The sequence below is a fragment of the Methylomonas sp. MK1 genome, from assembly GCF_000365425.1.
Classification (GTDB): domain Bacteria; phylum Pseudomonadota; class Gammaproteobacteria; order Methylococcales; family Methylomonadaceae; genus Methylomonas.
In genome coordinates, this window is record NZ_AQOV01000002.1 from 1,337,986 (window position 1) to 1,351,107 (window position 13,122).

The 13,122-nt window shown below is 52.5% G+C and carries 15 protein-coding genes; 6 read left to right on the forward strand and 9 right to left on the reverse strand.

Annotated features, from left to right (window positions below; all coding sequences use genetic code 11):
• Positions 1–36 precede the first annotated feature (36 nt).
• From G006_RS0122920 to G006_RS28970, 5 genes are all read right to left on the reverse strand, one after another.
• Entirely contained in the window at positions 37–846 is an 810-nt protein-coding gene (locus G006_RS0122920) for a transglutaminase-like domain-containing protein (protein ID WP_020485567.1), read from the reverse strand.
• A complete protein-coding gene (locus G006_RS0122925) occupies positions 843–1,604 on the reverse strand; it encodes an N-formylglutamate amidohydrolase (protein ID WP_020485568.1) in 762 nt (253 codons plus the stop codon). Before G006_RS0122925 ends, G006_RS0122920 begins: the two co-directional genes overlap by 4 nt.
• A gap of 9 nt (positions 1,605–1,613) precedes the next feature.
• Positions 1,614–2,339, reverse strand: a complete 726-nt coding sequence (locus tag G006_RS0122930) for a peptidase (protein WP_026147245.1) — start codon at positions 2,337–2,339, stop codon at positions 1,614–1,616.
• Between the two features lie 110 nt (positions 2,340–2,449).
• Positions 2,450–2,677 (reverse strand): hypothetical protein, encoded by a 228-nt coding sequence (locus G006_RS28965; protein ID WP_200860484.1) that lies wholly within the window; start codon positions 2,675–2,677, stop codon positions 2,450–2,452.
• Positions 2,678–2,698: 21 nt separating this feature from the next.
• Positions 2,699–2,857 carry a cation-transporting P-type ATPase gene (locus G006_RS28970; RefSeq protein WP_020485571.1) on the reverse strand — a complete coding sequence of 53 codons (159 nt, stop codon included), beginning with the start codon at positions 2,855–2,857 and terminating at the stop codon, positions 2,699–2,701.
• Positions 2,858–3,051: 194 nt separating this feature from the next.
• Between G006_RS28970 and G006_RS0122945 the strand changes: the two genes are divergently transcribed.
• Positions 3,052–4,203 (forward strand): hypothetical protein, encoded by a 1,152-nt coding sequence (locus G006_RS0122945; protein ID WP_020485572.1) that lies wholly within the window; start codon positions 3,052–3,054, stop codon positions 4,201–4,203.
• A gap of 36 nt (positions 4,204–4,239) precedes the next feature.
• Positions 4,240–5,205 (forward strand): magnesium/cobalt transporter CorA, encoded by a 966-nt coding sequence (corA, locus tag G006_RS0122950; protein WP_033194433.1) that lies wholly within the window; start codon positions 4,240–4,242, stop codon positions 5,203–5,205.
• 144 nt (positions 5,206–5,349) lie between these two features.
• On the opposite strand, the gene G006_RS0122955 is transcribed toward corA, so the two are convergent.
• On the reverse strand, positions 5,350–5,895 hold the full coding sequence (locus tag G006_RS0122955) for a peroxiredoxin (RefSeq protein WP_020485574.1): 546 nt from the start codon (positions 5,893–5,895) through the stop codon (positions 5,350–5,352).
• Between the two features lie 313 nt (positions 5,896–6,208).
• Here G006_RS0122955 and G006_RS29255 point away from each other — a divergent pair, with 313 nt between their 5' ends.
• The 4 genes from G006_RS29255 to G006_RS0122975 all read left to right on the forward strand — a co-directional run bounded on the left by G006_RS29255 (position 6,209) and on the right by G006_RS0122975 (position 12,161).
• A complete protein-coding gene (locus G006_RS29255; RefSeq protein ID WP_020485575.1) occupies positions 6,209–9,472 on the forward strand; it encodes a bifunctional diguanylate cyclase/phosphodiesterase in 3,264 nt (1,087 codons plus the stop codon).
• A 287-nt stretch (positions 9,473–9,759) separates the two neighbouring features.
• Complete coding sequence (gene hflK / locus G006_RS0122965) at positions 9,760–10,737, forward strand: FtsH protease activity modulator HflK (RefSeq protein WP_020485576.1); 978 nt, start codon at positions 9,760–9,762, stop codon at positions 10,735–10,737.
• On the forward strand, positions 10,734–11,699 hold the full coding sequence (gene hflC / locus G006_RS0122970; RefSeq protein ID WP_020485577.1) for a protease modulator HflC: 966 nt from the start codon (positions 10,734–10,736) through the stop codon (positions 11,697–11,699). Before hflK ends, hflC begins: the two co-directional genes overlap by 4 nt.
• A gap of 105 nt (positions 11,700–11,804) precedes the next feature.
• A complete protein-coding gene (locus G006_RS0122975; RefSeq protein WP_020485578.1) occupies positions 11,805–12,161 on the forward strand; it encodes a hypothetical protein in 357 nt (118 codons plus the stop codon).
• A 19-nt stretch (positions 12,162–12,180) separates the two neighbouring features.
• Here the strand turns inward: G006_RS0122975 and G006_RS0122980 are convergent, their stop codons facing one another.
• From G006_RS0122980 to G006_RS0122990, 3 genes are read right to left on the reverse strand one after another with little or no spacing between them, the layout of a single operon-like run.
• On the reverse strand, positions 12,181–12,354 hold the full coding sequence (locus G006_RS0122980) for a rubredoxin (RefSeq protein ID WP_020485579.1): 174 nt from the start codon (positions 12,352–12,354) through the stop codon (positions 12,181–12,183).
• A gap of 17 nt (positions 12,355–12,371) precedes the next feature.
• Entirely contained in the window at positions 12,372–12,875 is a 504-nt protein-coding gene (locus G006_RS0122985; RefSeq protein ID WP_020485580.1) for a YqiA/YcfP family alpha/beta fold hydrolase, read from the reverse strand.
• Between the two features lie 24 nt (positions 12,876–12,899).
• Complete coding sequence (locus tag G006_RS0122990; protein WP_020485581.1) at positions 12,900–13,115, reverse strand: DUF2905 domain-containing protein; 216 nt, start codon at positions 13,113–13,115, stop codon at positions 12,900–12,902.
• Positions 13,116–13,122 lie beyond the last annotated feature (7 nt).

Here is a 13,122-nt window from a genome sequence, read left to right on the forward strand (position 1 = left end):
TAATAGGGTTCTGATCTGCCAGGAATCGCGCCACCGCTATTCAGCCACCTCTTCGGTCCGGACCATAAAGCTCAGTAGCGTATTCGGACCGAAGCTACAACTAATCGGTACGTCGGCCGCATCGCGGCCGCGAGCGATCAGCACCCGGCCGATGCGGGGGATATTGTTGCGGGCGTCGAAGGTGTACCACTGGCCGTCAAGATACGCCTCAAACCAGCCGGAAAAATCCATCGGACCATAGGGCGGCGGCATGCCCATGTCGCCCAGATAGCCGGTGCAATAGCGTGCCGGGATGTTCATGCAACGGCAAAAGGTGATGGCGAGATGAGCAAAGTCGCGGCATACGCCGGTCCTCTCTTGATAAGCCTCCCAGGCTGTCTTGGTGCGGCGGGCGTGCTGATAGCCAAACTCGATATGCCGGTTAACATAGTCGCAAATCGCCTGCACCCGTGCCCAGCCGGTCGGCGCATTCTCAAACAACTGCCAGGCTATCTCAGTCATATGATCGGTTTCGCAATATCGACTGCCTAACAGAAACACCAGCGTTTCGTCGGGCAGATATTCCACCGGCGTTTGCTTGGCCTGAGAAATAAGCCGGTCCGGCACGCCGCTATCCCTGACTAAGCCGTCTGCGAAAAGTCTGAGCCTGCCCTTGGGCGCGACGATGCGATTGCACCAATTGCCGAAGGTGTCGCGATAAGCGTTGATAGGAATGGTCGGCTCCGTCATCAGGTAGTCCGGAATGATGACGTCGGAGACGCGAGAGTAGTGTACGCCCAAGGTCAGCAGCATCGGGGTCGGCTGCGGACAGTCGTAAATGATTTCGTAGCCTATGCGGATTTTCATTGGATTACTCCTGGGTGGGCGAAATAACGAGCTAGGGTTTGCTGAAGCGATACGACGATCTTCTGGCGCAGCTCAGACCAGTGTCGGTCCGCCGCCAAAACGTGCTTTTGGTTTATTTCCAGTTCGATACCCAGATAGGCATCGGCGGGTAGCCGTTGGCGAAACCAGCGGGTTTGCCCATCGTCCTTACCGGCATAGGGATAATTTCGGCGGATTTGCAGTTCGGGTGCACACGCTTTTAGGCTTGCTTTCCAGCATTCGCAGAATGCCGCCTCGCCGGCTCGCGCCGGATCATAAAGCAAGCCGATATCGGCATTTCTCAGCTTACCTTCCAGCTCGGGCGTAAAGCTGTGAGAGGCAAGATGAATCACTTGGCTATGCTCGACAAGCGTTTGCCGAATCAGGCTATCCACCTGCGTCCGATAGGGCTGGTAATAGTGCTGCACGATCTGTTCACGCACCTGGGTCGGGGCATTTTGTATGCTTTTAACGTGCAGATTTGGATGACCTAGGGATCGATTCAGATCGACCAGCAAACGGCTGACGGTGGACGTCACAAGCGGTGCGGAAAATGCCTTAGCCAAAGTTTTAGCCATGAGCAGCGCGCCGGGATCAAAGCCGCGATGGGAGTTCAGCAAAGCCTGATAGTCGTGAAAATAAGCTTGATAGGGTTCGGGAATCCGGTTGCCGCCGTGTTCGCAAGTGATCACCAGGCTATATTCGCCGCGTTCATCGACCATCGTCGGTTCCGGGCGCATCTGCGCGCTTCACCAATCCAGATCGGACAATTGATCGAATACTTGCCGGGTGCCTTCGGTCCACTGTTTACCCAACTCGAGGAAATAGGCGTCGCCTTCGCCAAAGCGCCGCCGCATCTTTACAACCAGGCTGTCACGTTGATAGCAGAGTAGGTCGATAGGCATGCCCACCGATAAGTTGCTGCACATGGTCGAGTCGAACGAGACCAGCACGCATTTGGCGGCATTGTTCAGCGAGGTGGAACGGGTAATTACCCGATCTATGATAGGTTTGCCGTATTTGGTTTCACCGGTCTGAAAATACGGCGTCTCAATGCTGGCCTCTATAAAAGTGCCCTCGGCATAAATCCGAAACAGACGCGGCGCTTCGCCGGCGATTTGGCCGCCCAAAATAAAGGAGGCGTTGAAGCTGATTTTGCTGGCCGCCAAATGTGGACTGTCGCGCCTATCAACCTCGCGCATCGCGTCCGAAACCAGCAGCGCGGCATCGAACATCGATTCTGCATTCCACAGATTCGGCGAACCGGGCTTGGCGCTCCTTTGTTTCAAAATGCTGATCACAGCTTGGGTGCCGGCCAGGTTGCCGGAACTTAATAGCACGATAACGCGGTCGCCGGCTTTTTCAAATACCGTCATCTTGCAGAAGCTGGCGATGTTGTCGACCCCGGCATTGGTGCGTGAGTCCGATGCAAACACCATCCCGGTGTCGAGCATGACGCCTATGCAGTAAGTCATGAATGTGTCTTCTTTTTTTGATTCGGTGATAAGGAGTATTTGCAGGTCGGCCTGCCGTTTTAGATGGGATCTTAGCCGGCTTCTTCGGCTTTATCTGTACGCTGTCGCACCTAACATCGCGCGGAGTCTAGCCTTTTAGCTTGCCGGTTGAGATTCCTCAGCGGCAGCAGCTTTTGCAAGGCCGCAATCGCTTGTTCGGCTTGATGCCGCCGCAAGAACGAGAAACAGCCATTAATTGCTATTACACCGAGCATGGCATAACCCAAGGTCGCCATGCCTTCCCCGGGTTGCTGAAACTCGGCGAAAAACGCCAATCCGGCCGCCAGCCACAAAATCAAGGCAAAAAAGTGCAGGAATTCTTATGCGACTGCCAATAAAACCGATTTTTTCCGGCTTTCTTCGATACGGTTAAAACCGAATGCATGCAGGCGACCTTCAAAGGAGGTATCGGCCAGGCCTTCCATGCTGGAGTCTAAACTGTCCAGGGCTGCTGCGGGGGTGAGATGATGGATTTTCATGAGCGTAATCCAATAAGCAAGAGTTTAGAACGAATCGGATTATTTCCGATATGCACGACGGGCTATTCTTCATCGTGCTTGTTTTTTGGTAGGCATAGCAGGCAAACTTCACCCATTTTTTATGTGTACACGGTAAGCAGATGAGTCTTAATAGCCCATATTCTCTCGTATCGTTCGCCACCAGGTGTTTGGCTATGCTGATTTTATGCGGATTGCAGGGCTGTTTTTCGCCGCTGGCGCTGGATAGGGCTGTTGTCGAATACGATAAGGTCACCACCGATATTTTGTCGAAACAGTTGTTGCTGAACATCGGCCGTGCCCATCAGCACCAACCCATGCATTTCACCGGTGTTTCGAACATCGCCGCTACGTTTAATTTTCAGTTCAATGCTGGTGCCACGCCGGCTTTTACCGGTGAAGTCGGTTCGGTGATGACACCTGTATTTGGCGGGACGATGTCGGAAAATCCAACTATCAGCATTGTGCCCATCGAAGGCGAGGAGTTTACCCGGCGCTTGTTGACACCGTTTCAGGAAAACAAGCTGACCATGTTGTTGCGCCAAGGCGTGGACGTGGATTTGGTGTTGCGTCTACTCGCCGGCGAGCTACGGCTAAACGGCGGCGAGCAGGCCGGTGTGTATTTGAATCAACCGGCGGATGGCGACGGTTATCGATTGTTCCGGCAAGCTGTGTTGCATTTGTCCGCCATTCAGGACAACCATAAGCTGTTTGTGGAACCGTTGATATTCAATCGCAGCTGGAGTCTGCCTGCCGAGGCGCTAAACGTCGAGCAATTGGCGGCCTTGCAAAAAGACTATAAAGTTGAGTTTAGCGCCGACCAAAAGCAACTGACCTTAACTAAGCGGGTGACAGGACGAATCTTGTTGACCAATTACGATCCCGCAACATTGAGCAACGAAGAGCGTTTGCGTTTGCATGAAGAAGCCGATCAAGGCGCCGAAAACGATGTCAGCGTCGATATTCGCGCCGGCTATCCGGGCGGCGAGTGGCCGTTGCACGGTGTGTTTCGCTTGCGCAGCTTTCACAATGTGTTGAATTTTATCGGTCAAACGATCAATGATGATCCGGAATACGCTGTCGATAAGCATCATCGGACGCCTTCGGTGAGCGAGAACCCGGTGCAAACCATGGCCTTACTGGTCAGCGAAGACGAGCCTGCGTCAACCGAGATTAGCGCGCGTTTCGGCGACAATTATTATGCCTTGCAGCCGGAGCCCGGCTATCAATGGAATCGCGAAGGTTTTAGATTGTTGTGTCAGATTTTTCAAATGACCATGACCGATTTGGCACGCAAAGGCGCGCCGGAAATCACTATTTCCAAATAAACGGGAGACATTTTGAGCGAAACTATCGATAAAAACATGGTCATGCGCTGCGTGGCCTATCAAAAAGGCGTGGGCATCGGCGACGTCACCATCGAAGACATCAGCGAAGTGCTGCTCCAGGACGACACCTTTATTTGGTTGGGCTTGCGCGAGGCTAACACCGAGATATTGAGAAAAATTCAGCAGGAATTTGGTTTACACGAACTGGCGATCGAAGACGCTTGTGCCGCGCACCAACGGCCGAAGATCGAGGAATATGGCGATTCGCTGTTTATCGTGCTGCATACGGCGGAATTGATTGAGAAAAAAGTGGAATTCGGCGAGACGCACATTTTTATGGGGCCGCGTTTTGTGGTCACCGTACGCCATGGCGCGTCGCAGAGTTTGAGCAAGGTGCGCGAGCGTTGTCAGGCCATGCCGCACCAACTCAGCAAGGGACCGGGCTTTGCCCTTTACTCGATTATGGATTTCATCGTCGATAATTACATGGTGGCGATAGCCGGCTTGCAAGACCGCTTCGATGTACTGGAGTCGGCGATATTTCAATATCGGCCCAGCCGGCAAACCATGGAAGATCTATACGAACTAAAGCGCGAATTATTGCTGCTGGAAGGTGCGATTAATCCGGTGATAGACATTTGTAACGAGTTGATGCGCTTTCATGGCGGTCTGATACACAAGGATGTCAGAGTGTATTTCCGCGACATCGCCGATCATATCAAACGCGTCGATCAGGCTATCCATGGCATGCGCGAGATGTTGTTGGCGGCGATGCAGGTGCACCTTACTTTTGAAACGGTGCGCCAAAATGAAGTAGTTAAACGCTTGGCCGGTTGGGGGGCGATTTTGGCGATACCGACCATGGTTTTCAGTTTGTACGGTATGAACTTTCGGTACATGCCGGAACTGGATTGGGTGTACAGCTATCCCTTAGTCGTTGGCAGCGTGGTGATTTGCAGCTTGGCCTTGTATTTGCGTTTGAAGCGGGCCGGGTGGTTGTGACCGCTCTCTTGCTAACCCAGCCCTTAATTACCTGTGGCCGTCGTTCCCGCAAAAGCGGGAATCTAGAATAGTTACTGGGCTCATTCCGCCTGCGCAGGAGCGACGATAATTAACGGCTGGGTCGATAATACGTTTAAAATTGCATCAGTTGCCGTTCGCCTGCAACTGCTTCAGCATTTGCGCGACGCGTTTGGCATCCAATGCGGGGTCTACTTCGTCATCGATACGGCGTATGGTTAAATTGGGATCGACGATAAAGGTCCAGCGTTTGGCCATATTCAATATCGGCATTTTTACGCCGTAGGCTTCGCTGACTTTGGCATCCGCGTCGGATAACAAGGTAAAGGTCAGTTTATGTTGCTGATGAAACGCCAACAGATCCTTGACGTCATCGGTGCTAATTCCGTAAACCTCGGCATTTTGATCACGGATCAGTTTGATGGCGTCGCGAAAAGCGCAGGCTTGCGTGGTACAGCCGGGTGTACCGGCTTTAGGATAAAAATATAATACCGTCCAACCTTTCCCGCGCCGAGCGGCTAAACTTATCGGGTCGCCATCGTGCGCTTGCAATTGAAATAACGGTGCCGATTGACCGACTTGTAAAGGGGCCGTGTTTGCCGTCTGCGAAAACGTTAGCAAGGCGAACAGCATGAAGACCAAGAGTCTGAACGTAAGAGTGAATTTTTGCATACATGATCTCCCTTAGGCAGTATGCGATGATGAAGTGTCGAATGTTTTTGTATTTATTAGCGTCGCAGTATTCCGCAAAAAGCCGGTTACACAATGGTGATACAGACATTCACGGTGATTCGCTTGGATTTGCCCGACATCCATTTTGAACAGATAATTCCAAGGGTTTGGATGTCCGGACCGAAGGCCGGAAAACTTTAGTGGTATGGTTTACCTAAAATATCACTTATATTGTTCGTGGTTTTTGGCCGGTTGCATCTAAGTTTTTTACAGGCTAGTGTCTATTTTGGAGTCGAATAGCGGAATAAGCAAAATGACGCGTCCGTATTACTTTTCCCGGTTTTCTCGAATTTTGTGGCTGAACCTGGCCATGTTTGTGATTTTCGCCATCGCATTCGCGATTTACGTGCGCGCGGAGAAGCAAATTGATCGCGCCAACGAAATCCGCTTTGTGTCACATTTACTGGCCGACGAGTTTCGGCAATCGTCCAACGATCTTTCACATTTGGCGCGCAGCTATGTAGCCACCGGCGATTCAATCTTCAAACGATATTATCAAGACATTATCGACATTCGCGACGGCAAATTGCCCAGGCCCGAAAATTATCACGATATGTATTGGGACTTGGCGATTGCCAATGGTCATCCCGCACCGCAATCCGGTAGTCAAGCGCTTGCCTTGCTGGAGTTGATGCGGCAAGCTGGGTTTTCCGAGCAGGAAATGGCGAAAATGGCCGAAGCCACGGCCGATTCCGCGGCTCTTATTCAAATAGAGCGCACGGCGATGGACATGGTTGATTCGAATCAGGAAATGCCCAACGCTACCTGGCGTCAGGCCAATCTGATGCTACACGATGCGGCTTACCACCAAGCAAAAGCGAAAGTCATGCAGTCGATCATCGCAGCCTTCGAATTGATGGACCTGCGCACGCAACAGAGCGTAATTGCCAGAGCGCGTATTGCTTTTTGGTTGCGGATGGTATTCGTGCTGTTCGGGGTAATGTTGATTTTGACGCTTTGGCGGGCGTATCGGACTTTACACGCGATATTGGGCGCGTCGGTCGATGAATTGCACGATCAGATCGTTCGTTTGGGTAGCGGCGATTTTTCCGAAACTATTTCGGTTGGCAAGGGCATGCGCAACAGCGTGTTGGGCTGGCTGGCGGAAACGCAGTCAAGTTTGGCAACTGTCGAAGCCGCGCGTCGGAGTGCCGAAGCGAAAAATCTGCGCTTGACCCAATTGTATGCCGCATTAAGTCAATGTAATCAAGCCATTGTTCGCTGTACCAGCGAAGCCGAATTATTCCCGCAAATCTGCCGCGACGCGGTGGTCTTTGGCGGCATGAAAATGGCCTGGATCGGAATGCTTGACCAAGCCAGCCAAACGATCAAACCGGTTGCCTGTTACGGCATCGGCATCGAATACCTGGATGGCATTGCAATATCGATAGACGAGAACCTGCCGACCGGGCGTGGACCAACCGGTATCGCGGTTAGAGAGGACAGGCCATACTGGTGCCAGGATTTTCAACATGACCCTGCTACCATTGCCTGGCATGCGCGTGGGGCAAAATTCGATTGGCAGGCTTCCGCTGCCTTACCCTTGCATCGCAATGGCAAACCCGCCGGTGCGTTTATGTTATACGGCGACGAAATAAATGTGTTTGACGATGCCGCGCGCAATCTTTTGTTGGAAATGGCCATGGACATCGACCATGCCATTGGCGGCTTCGAGCGTGAGGACGAGCGTCAGCAAGCGCAGCAGATGGAAAGTTTGCGGGTGTTTATGCTGGAGCGACTCAACGGTAACGTGCAACTGATGGATATTTTGCGAGACGTGGTCGCTGAACTTGAAACCTTGCTGGTAGGCAGTCTTTGTTCGATTTTACTCGTAGATGAGGAGCAGCGTTTGCGGATAGGCGCAGCGCCTAGTCTCCCGGATTTTTACAATCAGGCGATCGATGGTCTAAAAATAGGCGCCGGGCTTGGATCGTGCGGCAATACCGCATATACCGGGCAAAGAACTATCGCTGAAAATCTTGCCGAGCATCCATATTGGCAGCCTTTTCTGGCGTTGGCGGAACGGGCAGGCTTGGCGGCATGCTGGTCGGAACCGGTGCTTTCTGCCGGGAAAAAAGTGCTGGGCACCTTTGCGATTTATCATCGTCACCCTGCCGTTCCTAACAAACATGAATTGCGCTTGCTGGAAATGGTGGCGCATTTTATCGCCCTGGCTATCGAACGCAAGCAGGCAGAAGAGCACATTTATTATTTGGCCAATTACGACTCGCTCACCGGCTTGCCGAATCGCAGTCAATTGGACGATCATTTGAAATATGCATTGAGTTTGGCAAAACGGAGTAACGGCCACTTAGCGCTAATGTTTCTTGATCTCGATCATTTCAAAAATGTTAACGATACCCTGGGGCATAGCGTCGGCGACGCGCTGTTGGTGGAATTAGCCGATCGGCTTTGTGCCGTGCTGCGCGAAGAAGATACCGTGACGCGTTTGGGCGGCGACGAATTTATTTTCCTGTTACCGGGCACCGATGCCGGTGGGGCGGCGAATGTCGCGCAAAAATTACTGGATGCTATAGCGGAGCCTTACCGAATTGAGGAGTTGGATTTGACGATGAGCGCATCGATCGGCATAGCCTTGTATCCGGACGATGGCGAGGACCTGGAAAGCCTGTCCAAAAGTGCCGATGTTGCGATGTACAGGGTCAAAACGGATGGTCGACACGGTTACCGCTTTTTTACGCCGGAAATGCAAGCCCGTGCCCAGCGCAATCTGCAACTGGTTAATGCCTTATGCCATGCCTTGGATCGCCAACAACTGCATGTTTATTATCAACCGCAGGCGGATATTCATAGTGGGCGCGTGATCGGTGCGGAAGCCTTGTTGCGCTGGCGGCATCCCGAGTTTGGCATGGTTTCGCCGGCCGAATTCATTCCGGTGGCAGAGGACAGCGGACTGATTCTGCCTATCGGTGAGTGGGTGTTGCAAACGGCGGTGCGGCAAGCGAAAACCTGCCTTGATCAGGGGCTGGGGCCTTTGATCATGGCGGTCAATCTATCGGCTGCTCAATTTAGCCATCCGGCCTTGCCTGAGATGGTTTCGCGTATTTTGGAAGAGGAAGGCTTGCCGCCCGAGTATTTGGAGCTGGAGTTGACCGAAGGGGTGTCGATGCAAAACCCCGAAGCTGCGGTGGCGGTGATGAATAATCTGCATGAGCGTGGCGTACGCATGTCTATCGACGACTTCGGCACCGGTTATTCGTCATTGAGTTATCTGAAGAAATTTAAAGTATACAAGTTGAAGATCGACCAATCTTTTGTCCGTGACATCAGTACCGATTCGGAAGATAAAGCCATCGTCAGCGCGGTGATCAGTTTGGCCGGCAGCCTGGGCTTGCGGACCATAGCCGAAGGTGTGGAAACCGTCGAACAGCGGGAGTTCTTGCGTGAACAGGGCTGTCAGGAGATTCAAGGCTATTTATTCAGCAAGCCGATGCCCAGCGACCAATTTGAGCTGTTTTTGCGGCAAAGCGTCATCGATTCGACTAGAACGTCTTGAAGGATATTTCGGTGGCGTGCGGTCGAGCTTGCGCAGCTTACAAATTGACGAAAGGGTGGAGCGGGTCCATGCTTGTTTACTGAGTTCGGCGGTGCTGGTGACTTCTCTATTATCCCGGCCCATAAATATCGTCGCTCCCGCGAAGGCGTTAGCCCAGCGGCTATATTGGATTTTCTGTGTGGTCTTACGGCTCCCGCCTTCGCCGGAATGACGACTCCAGGGAGTTGCAGGGCCGGTTTGATAACGCTACGCAATTTGATTTTTCGCCGACTTAACGGAGCCAGTTCTTGAACGACGTCAATCCCATTTTTAAAAATCTGCCCGATTCGCTGCCGATTTCGCCGTTGGCGATCCTGATTATCGTCACGGTGCTGGTCGGCGCGAGCATGTCGTTTTACACCATCCCCGCCGAATCTGAAGGCATTGTGTTGCGCTTCGGCGAATTCATCGAAAAAGTCCCGTCCGGCTTGCATGCCAAACTCCCGTTTGGCGTGGATAGCGTCATTACCGTGCCCACTCAGCGTCAGCAGAAGCTGGAGTTTGGCTTTGCTACGCCAGGCTTCACCAACCCGGATCAAATTGGCGATGAACCGGCTTTGGAAAAGTCTATGGTAACCGGCGATCTGAATTCGGCGCTGGTCGAGTGGATCGTGCAATACCGGATCACCGACCCGGAAAAATATCTGTTTGATGTCCGCGATCCTGGTCTGACTTTGCGGGACATTTCCGAAGCGGTGATGCGAGAGGTGGTGGGTGATCGCACCGTCGATGAAATTATTACCATCGGTCGGCAGGAGATTGAGGACACCGTTTTGGCGCGTGCCCGCTTACTCGCGGAACGCTACCAGTTAGGGGTGTCGATCAATCAAGTGCAACTGAAAAACGTCAATCCGCCCGAACCGGTACAGCCCTCGTTCAATGAAGTGAATCGTGCTCAGCAAGACCGAGAGAACGTCATCAATCTGGCGAATGGCGAATATAACAAAGCAGTGCCGCGCGCGCGTGGTGAAGCGGATCAGAAAATTCGCGCCGCTGAAGGCTATCGTTTTAAACGAATTAACGAAGCGGAAGGGGATGTCACCGCTTTCAATCAGGTGTTGGAACAATATTTAAAAGCCCCGGAAGTGACGCGCGCCCGGATTTATCTGGAAACGATGGGCGAGGTGTTACCGCAAGCCAGCCAGCAAATTATTGTCGATGACTCGGTGCAGCAAATATTGCCGATGTTGCCGTTTCCCGGTCAGGCAGCGGGAGTAGTGAAATGAATTTATCGACAAGAAACTGGCTGTTAATCGTTGTTTCGGGGTTTTTGCTATGGCAATCGGTGTTTACCGTCGATCAAACCGAGCAGGTTATCATCACCCAATTCGGTAAACCGGTCGGCGAGCCGATTACCAGCCCTGGTTTGCATTTCAAGATCCCTTTTACCCAGCAGATCAATAGCTTCGATAAGCGTTACCTGGCCTGGGATGGACCGATGGTGGAGATGTCTACCAAGGATAAAACCTATGTACAGGTCGATACCTTCGCCCGCTGGCGCATTACCCAGCCCATGCAATATTACTTGCGCTTGCGTGACGAGCGCAGCGCCCAATCGCGGTTGGAAGATATTTTGGGTAGCGAAACCCGCACTGCGATTGCCCGTCACGAATTGATCGAAGTAGTGCGTTCGGACAAGGATCGTAAACCCCTGCAAGACGAAAGCTTGGGGCCGTTGACCGGTGAGGGCACGATAGGCGTGTTGCGGCCGATTCGGGTGGGTCGGGCGGCAATCGAGAAAGACGTGTTCGATGCCGCAGCGCCGAAATTGGCCGAATTTGGTGTCGAATTGCTGGATGTGCGCTTCAAACGCATCAATTACAACCATCAGGTACTTGAACGAATCCATCAGCGGATGATCAGCGAACGCTTGCAAATTGCCCAGCGTTTTCGTTCGGAAGGCGAGGGCGAGGCGGCCAGGATTAACGGTAATCGGGACCGGGATCTCAATGAAATCGAATCCACCGCTTACAAACGAGTGCAAGAAATTCAGGGCGAAGCGGATGCCAAGGCCACCGAAATTTACGCCAAAGCCTATGGGCAAAAACCCGAGTCCGCCGAGTTTTACAAGTTCTTGAAGAGCATGGAAACCTATCGCAAAGTGATAGATGGCGACGCCACCATTGTGTTGTCCACTAATAGCGATTTATTTGGCCTATTGAAGCGGGTGGAGCAAAAGAATCGTTAATACCCAACAAAACGGCGATGCCGTTTATAACGCCAATAAGCAAAAATTAAGCTGGTGACGGCAAACTTTATCGCAAGCAAATAATTGACTAACAGGAGGTTTGCGATGTTAAAAACAACAACAGTCATCGTTTTGGGTTTATTGGTGTCGTCGGCTGCGTTGGCCGACCATGAGCATTGGGAGCATCATCATGGCCACCATCATCACGGGCACTATCGGCCGATGTACCGGGAAGAGGTGATTTATTATCAACCCGCGCCGGTCGTCGAGTATGTGCCGGCTCCTCAGTATTACGCTCCACCTCCGCCGCCAGCTTATTACGGCTACGACCAACGGTCGCCGCAAGGTTTGTTGGGTGGGATGGTTGGAAGCGCGATGGGTTATCAGCTTGGCAATGGCGACCCGATAGCCGCCGGTATTGGTGCTGCCGCCGGGGCTTTGCTCGGTAACGGTATGTACTGAGGCTGCCTGGTCGGAGCGGTCAATATGCCAGTAATTTGAAAAAACTTTTCGGCGCGCCGCAAATCGGACAGTCCCAGTCGTCGGGGATATCCTCCCAGCGGGTGCCGGGTGCGATGCCGCTATCCGGGTCGCCCTTGGCTTCGTCGTAAATGTGCTCGCATTCCATGCAGTGGTATTTCTGGTAATCGCTCATCGGATTCACTCTGGGTGTTAAGCGGCACAATCGCCGAGAAATCGTTCGAAAGCCGTCGCCATTACTGGCAATATGCTTAATAAGCGGTGGTCGGCATCCAACATATGTAGGCGCGCGTGATGTTCGCGGCAGAAGCGCCAGGCGTTTTCCGGGGCTACTACATCGTCTTGCCAGCCATGAAACACTTCGATGTTGGCTGTGCCTGGCTTAAACTCGGTACGCGCATAGCCTGGCAAATAGAATGCCGGCGCGATCAAAAACAAGCCCTTCGGTTTGATGATTTCCGCCGCGACGGTCGAAACATAAGCACCCATGCTGGAGCCCACCAGCACTATCGATTCATATCCCGACACATCCAGCGCCAATAGCTGCTTTACCCGCCAGTCCGGGTCGTTGCTGGCTTGATAATCCGGGCTGATAAATTCAAACCCTTGGCGTTTGGCGACTTCCGCCAATGCCAGGGGTTTTTCTCCCCAAGGAATACTATCCTTACCGTGGTTGTAAATGACCAGTTTGCTCATGATCTTTTCTCGCTGTTCGAAAGCTTATTTTCTGAAAAATAAATTGGCCAGTAACGTGATCAGCGCGCTGATCACAATCATCGACGTAATCGGAATAAACACGAAGCTATTTCTACCCTGAATCCGAATATCCCCCGGCAGTTTGCCGAACCAATTCACCAACCACGGGGCGTAGTTCAAAACCAAGCCGAGCACCAGGATGGCCGAGCCGATAAGAATTAATGCTTTGCCGGGTTCCATCTCTTTT

Excerpts from the sequence above, each read along its gene's own strand:
- G006_RS0122955 (WP_020485574.1), bottom strand. The coding sequence starts at position 5,895 with ATGCAAAAATTCACTCTTACGTTCAGACTCTTGGTCTTCATGCTGTTC.
- corA (WP_033194433.1), top strand. The coding sequence starts at position 4,240 with ATGGTCATGCGCTGCGTGGCCTATCAAAAAGGCGTGGGCATCGGCGAC.
- G006_RS28970 (WP_020485571.1), bottom strand. The coding sequence starts at position 2,857 with ATGAAAATCCATCATCTCACCCCCGCAGCAGCCCTGGACAGTTTAGAC.
- G006_RS0122925 (WP_020485568.1), bottom strand. The coding sequence starts at position 1,604 with ATGCGCCCGGAACCGACGATGGTCGATGAACGCGGCGAATATAGCCTG.
- G006_RS0122980 (WP_020485579.1), bottom strand. The coding sequence starts at position 12,354 with ATGAGCGATTACCAGAAATACCACTGCATGGAATGCGAGCACATTTAC.
- G006_RS0122945 (WP_020485572.1), top strand. The coding sequence starts at position 3,052 with ATGCTGATTTTATGCGGATTGCAGGGCTGTTTTTCGCCGCTGGCGCTG.
- G006_RS0122975 (WP_020485578.1), top strand. The coding sequence starts at position 11,805 with ATGTTAAAAACAACAACAGTCATCGTTTTGGGTTTATTGGTGTCGTCG.
- hflC (WP_020485577.1), top strand. The coding sequence starts at position 10,734 with ATGAATTTATCGACAAGAAACTGGCTGTTAATCGTTGTTTCGGGGTTT.
- G006_RS0122930 (WP_026147245.1), bottom strand. The coding sequence starts at position 2,339 with ATGACTTACTGCATAGGCGTCATGCTCGACACCGGGATGGTGTTTGCA.
- G006_RS0122920 (WP_020485567.1), bottom strand. The coding sequence starts at position 846 with ATGAAAATCCGCATAGGCTACGAAATCATTTACGACTGTCCGCAGCCG.
- G006_RS0122985 (WP_020485580.1), bottom strand. The coding sequence starts at position 12,875 with ATGAGCAAACTGGTCATTTACAACCACGGTAAGGATAGTATTCCTTGG.
- G006_RS29255 (WP_020485575.1), top strand. The coding sequence starts at position 6,209 with ATGACGCGTCCGTATTACTTTTCCCGGTTTTCTCGAATTTTGTGGCTG.
- G006_RS0122990 (WP_020485581.1), bottom strand. The coding sequence starts at position 13,115 with ATGGAACCCGGCAAAGCATTAATTCTTATCGGCTCGGCCATCCTGGTG.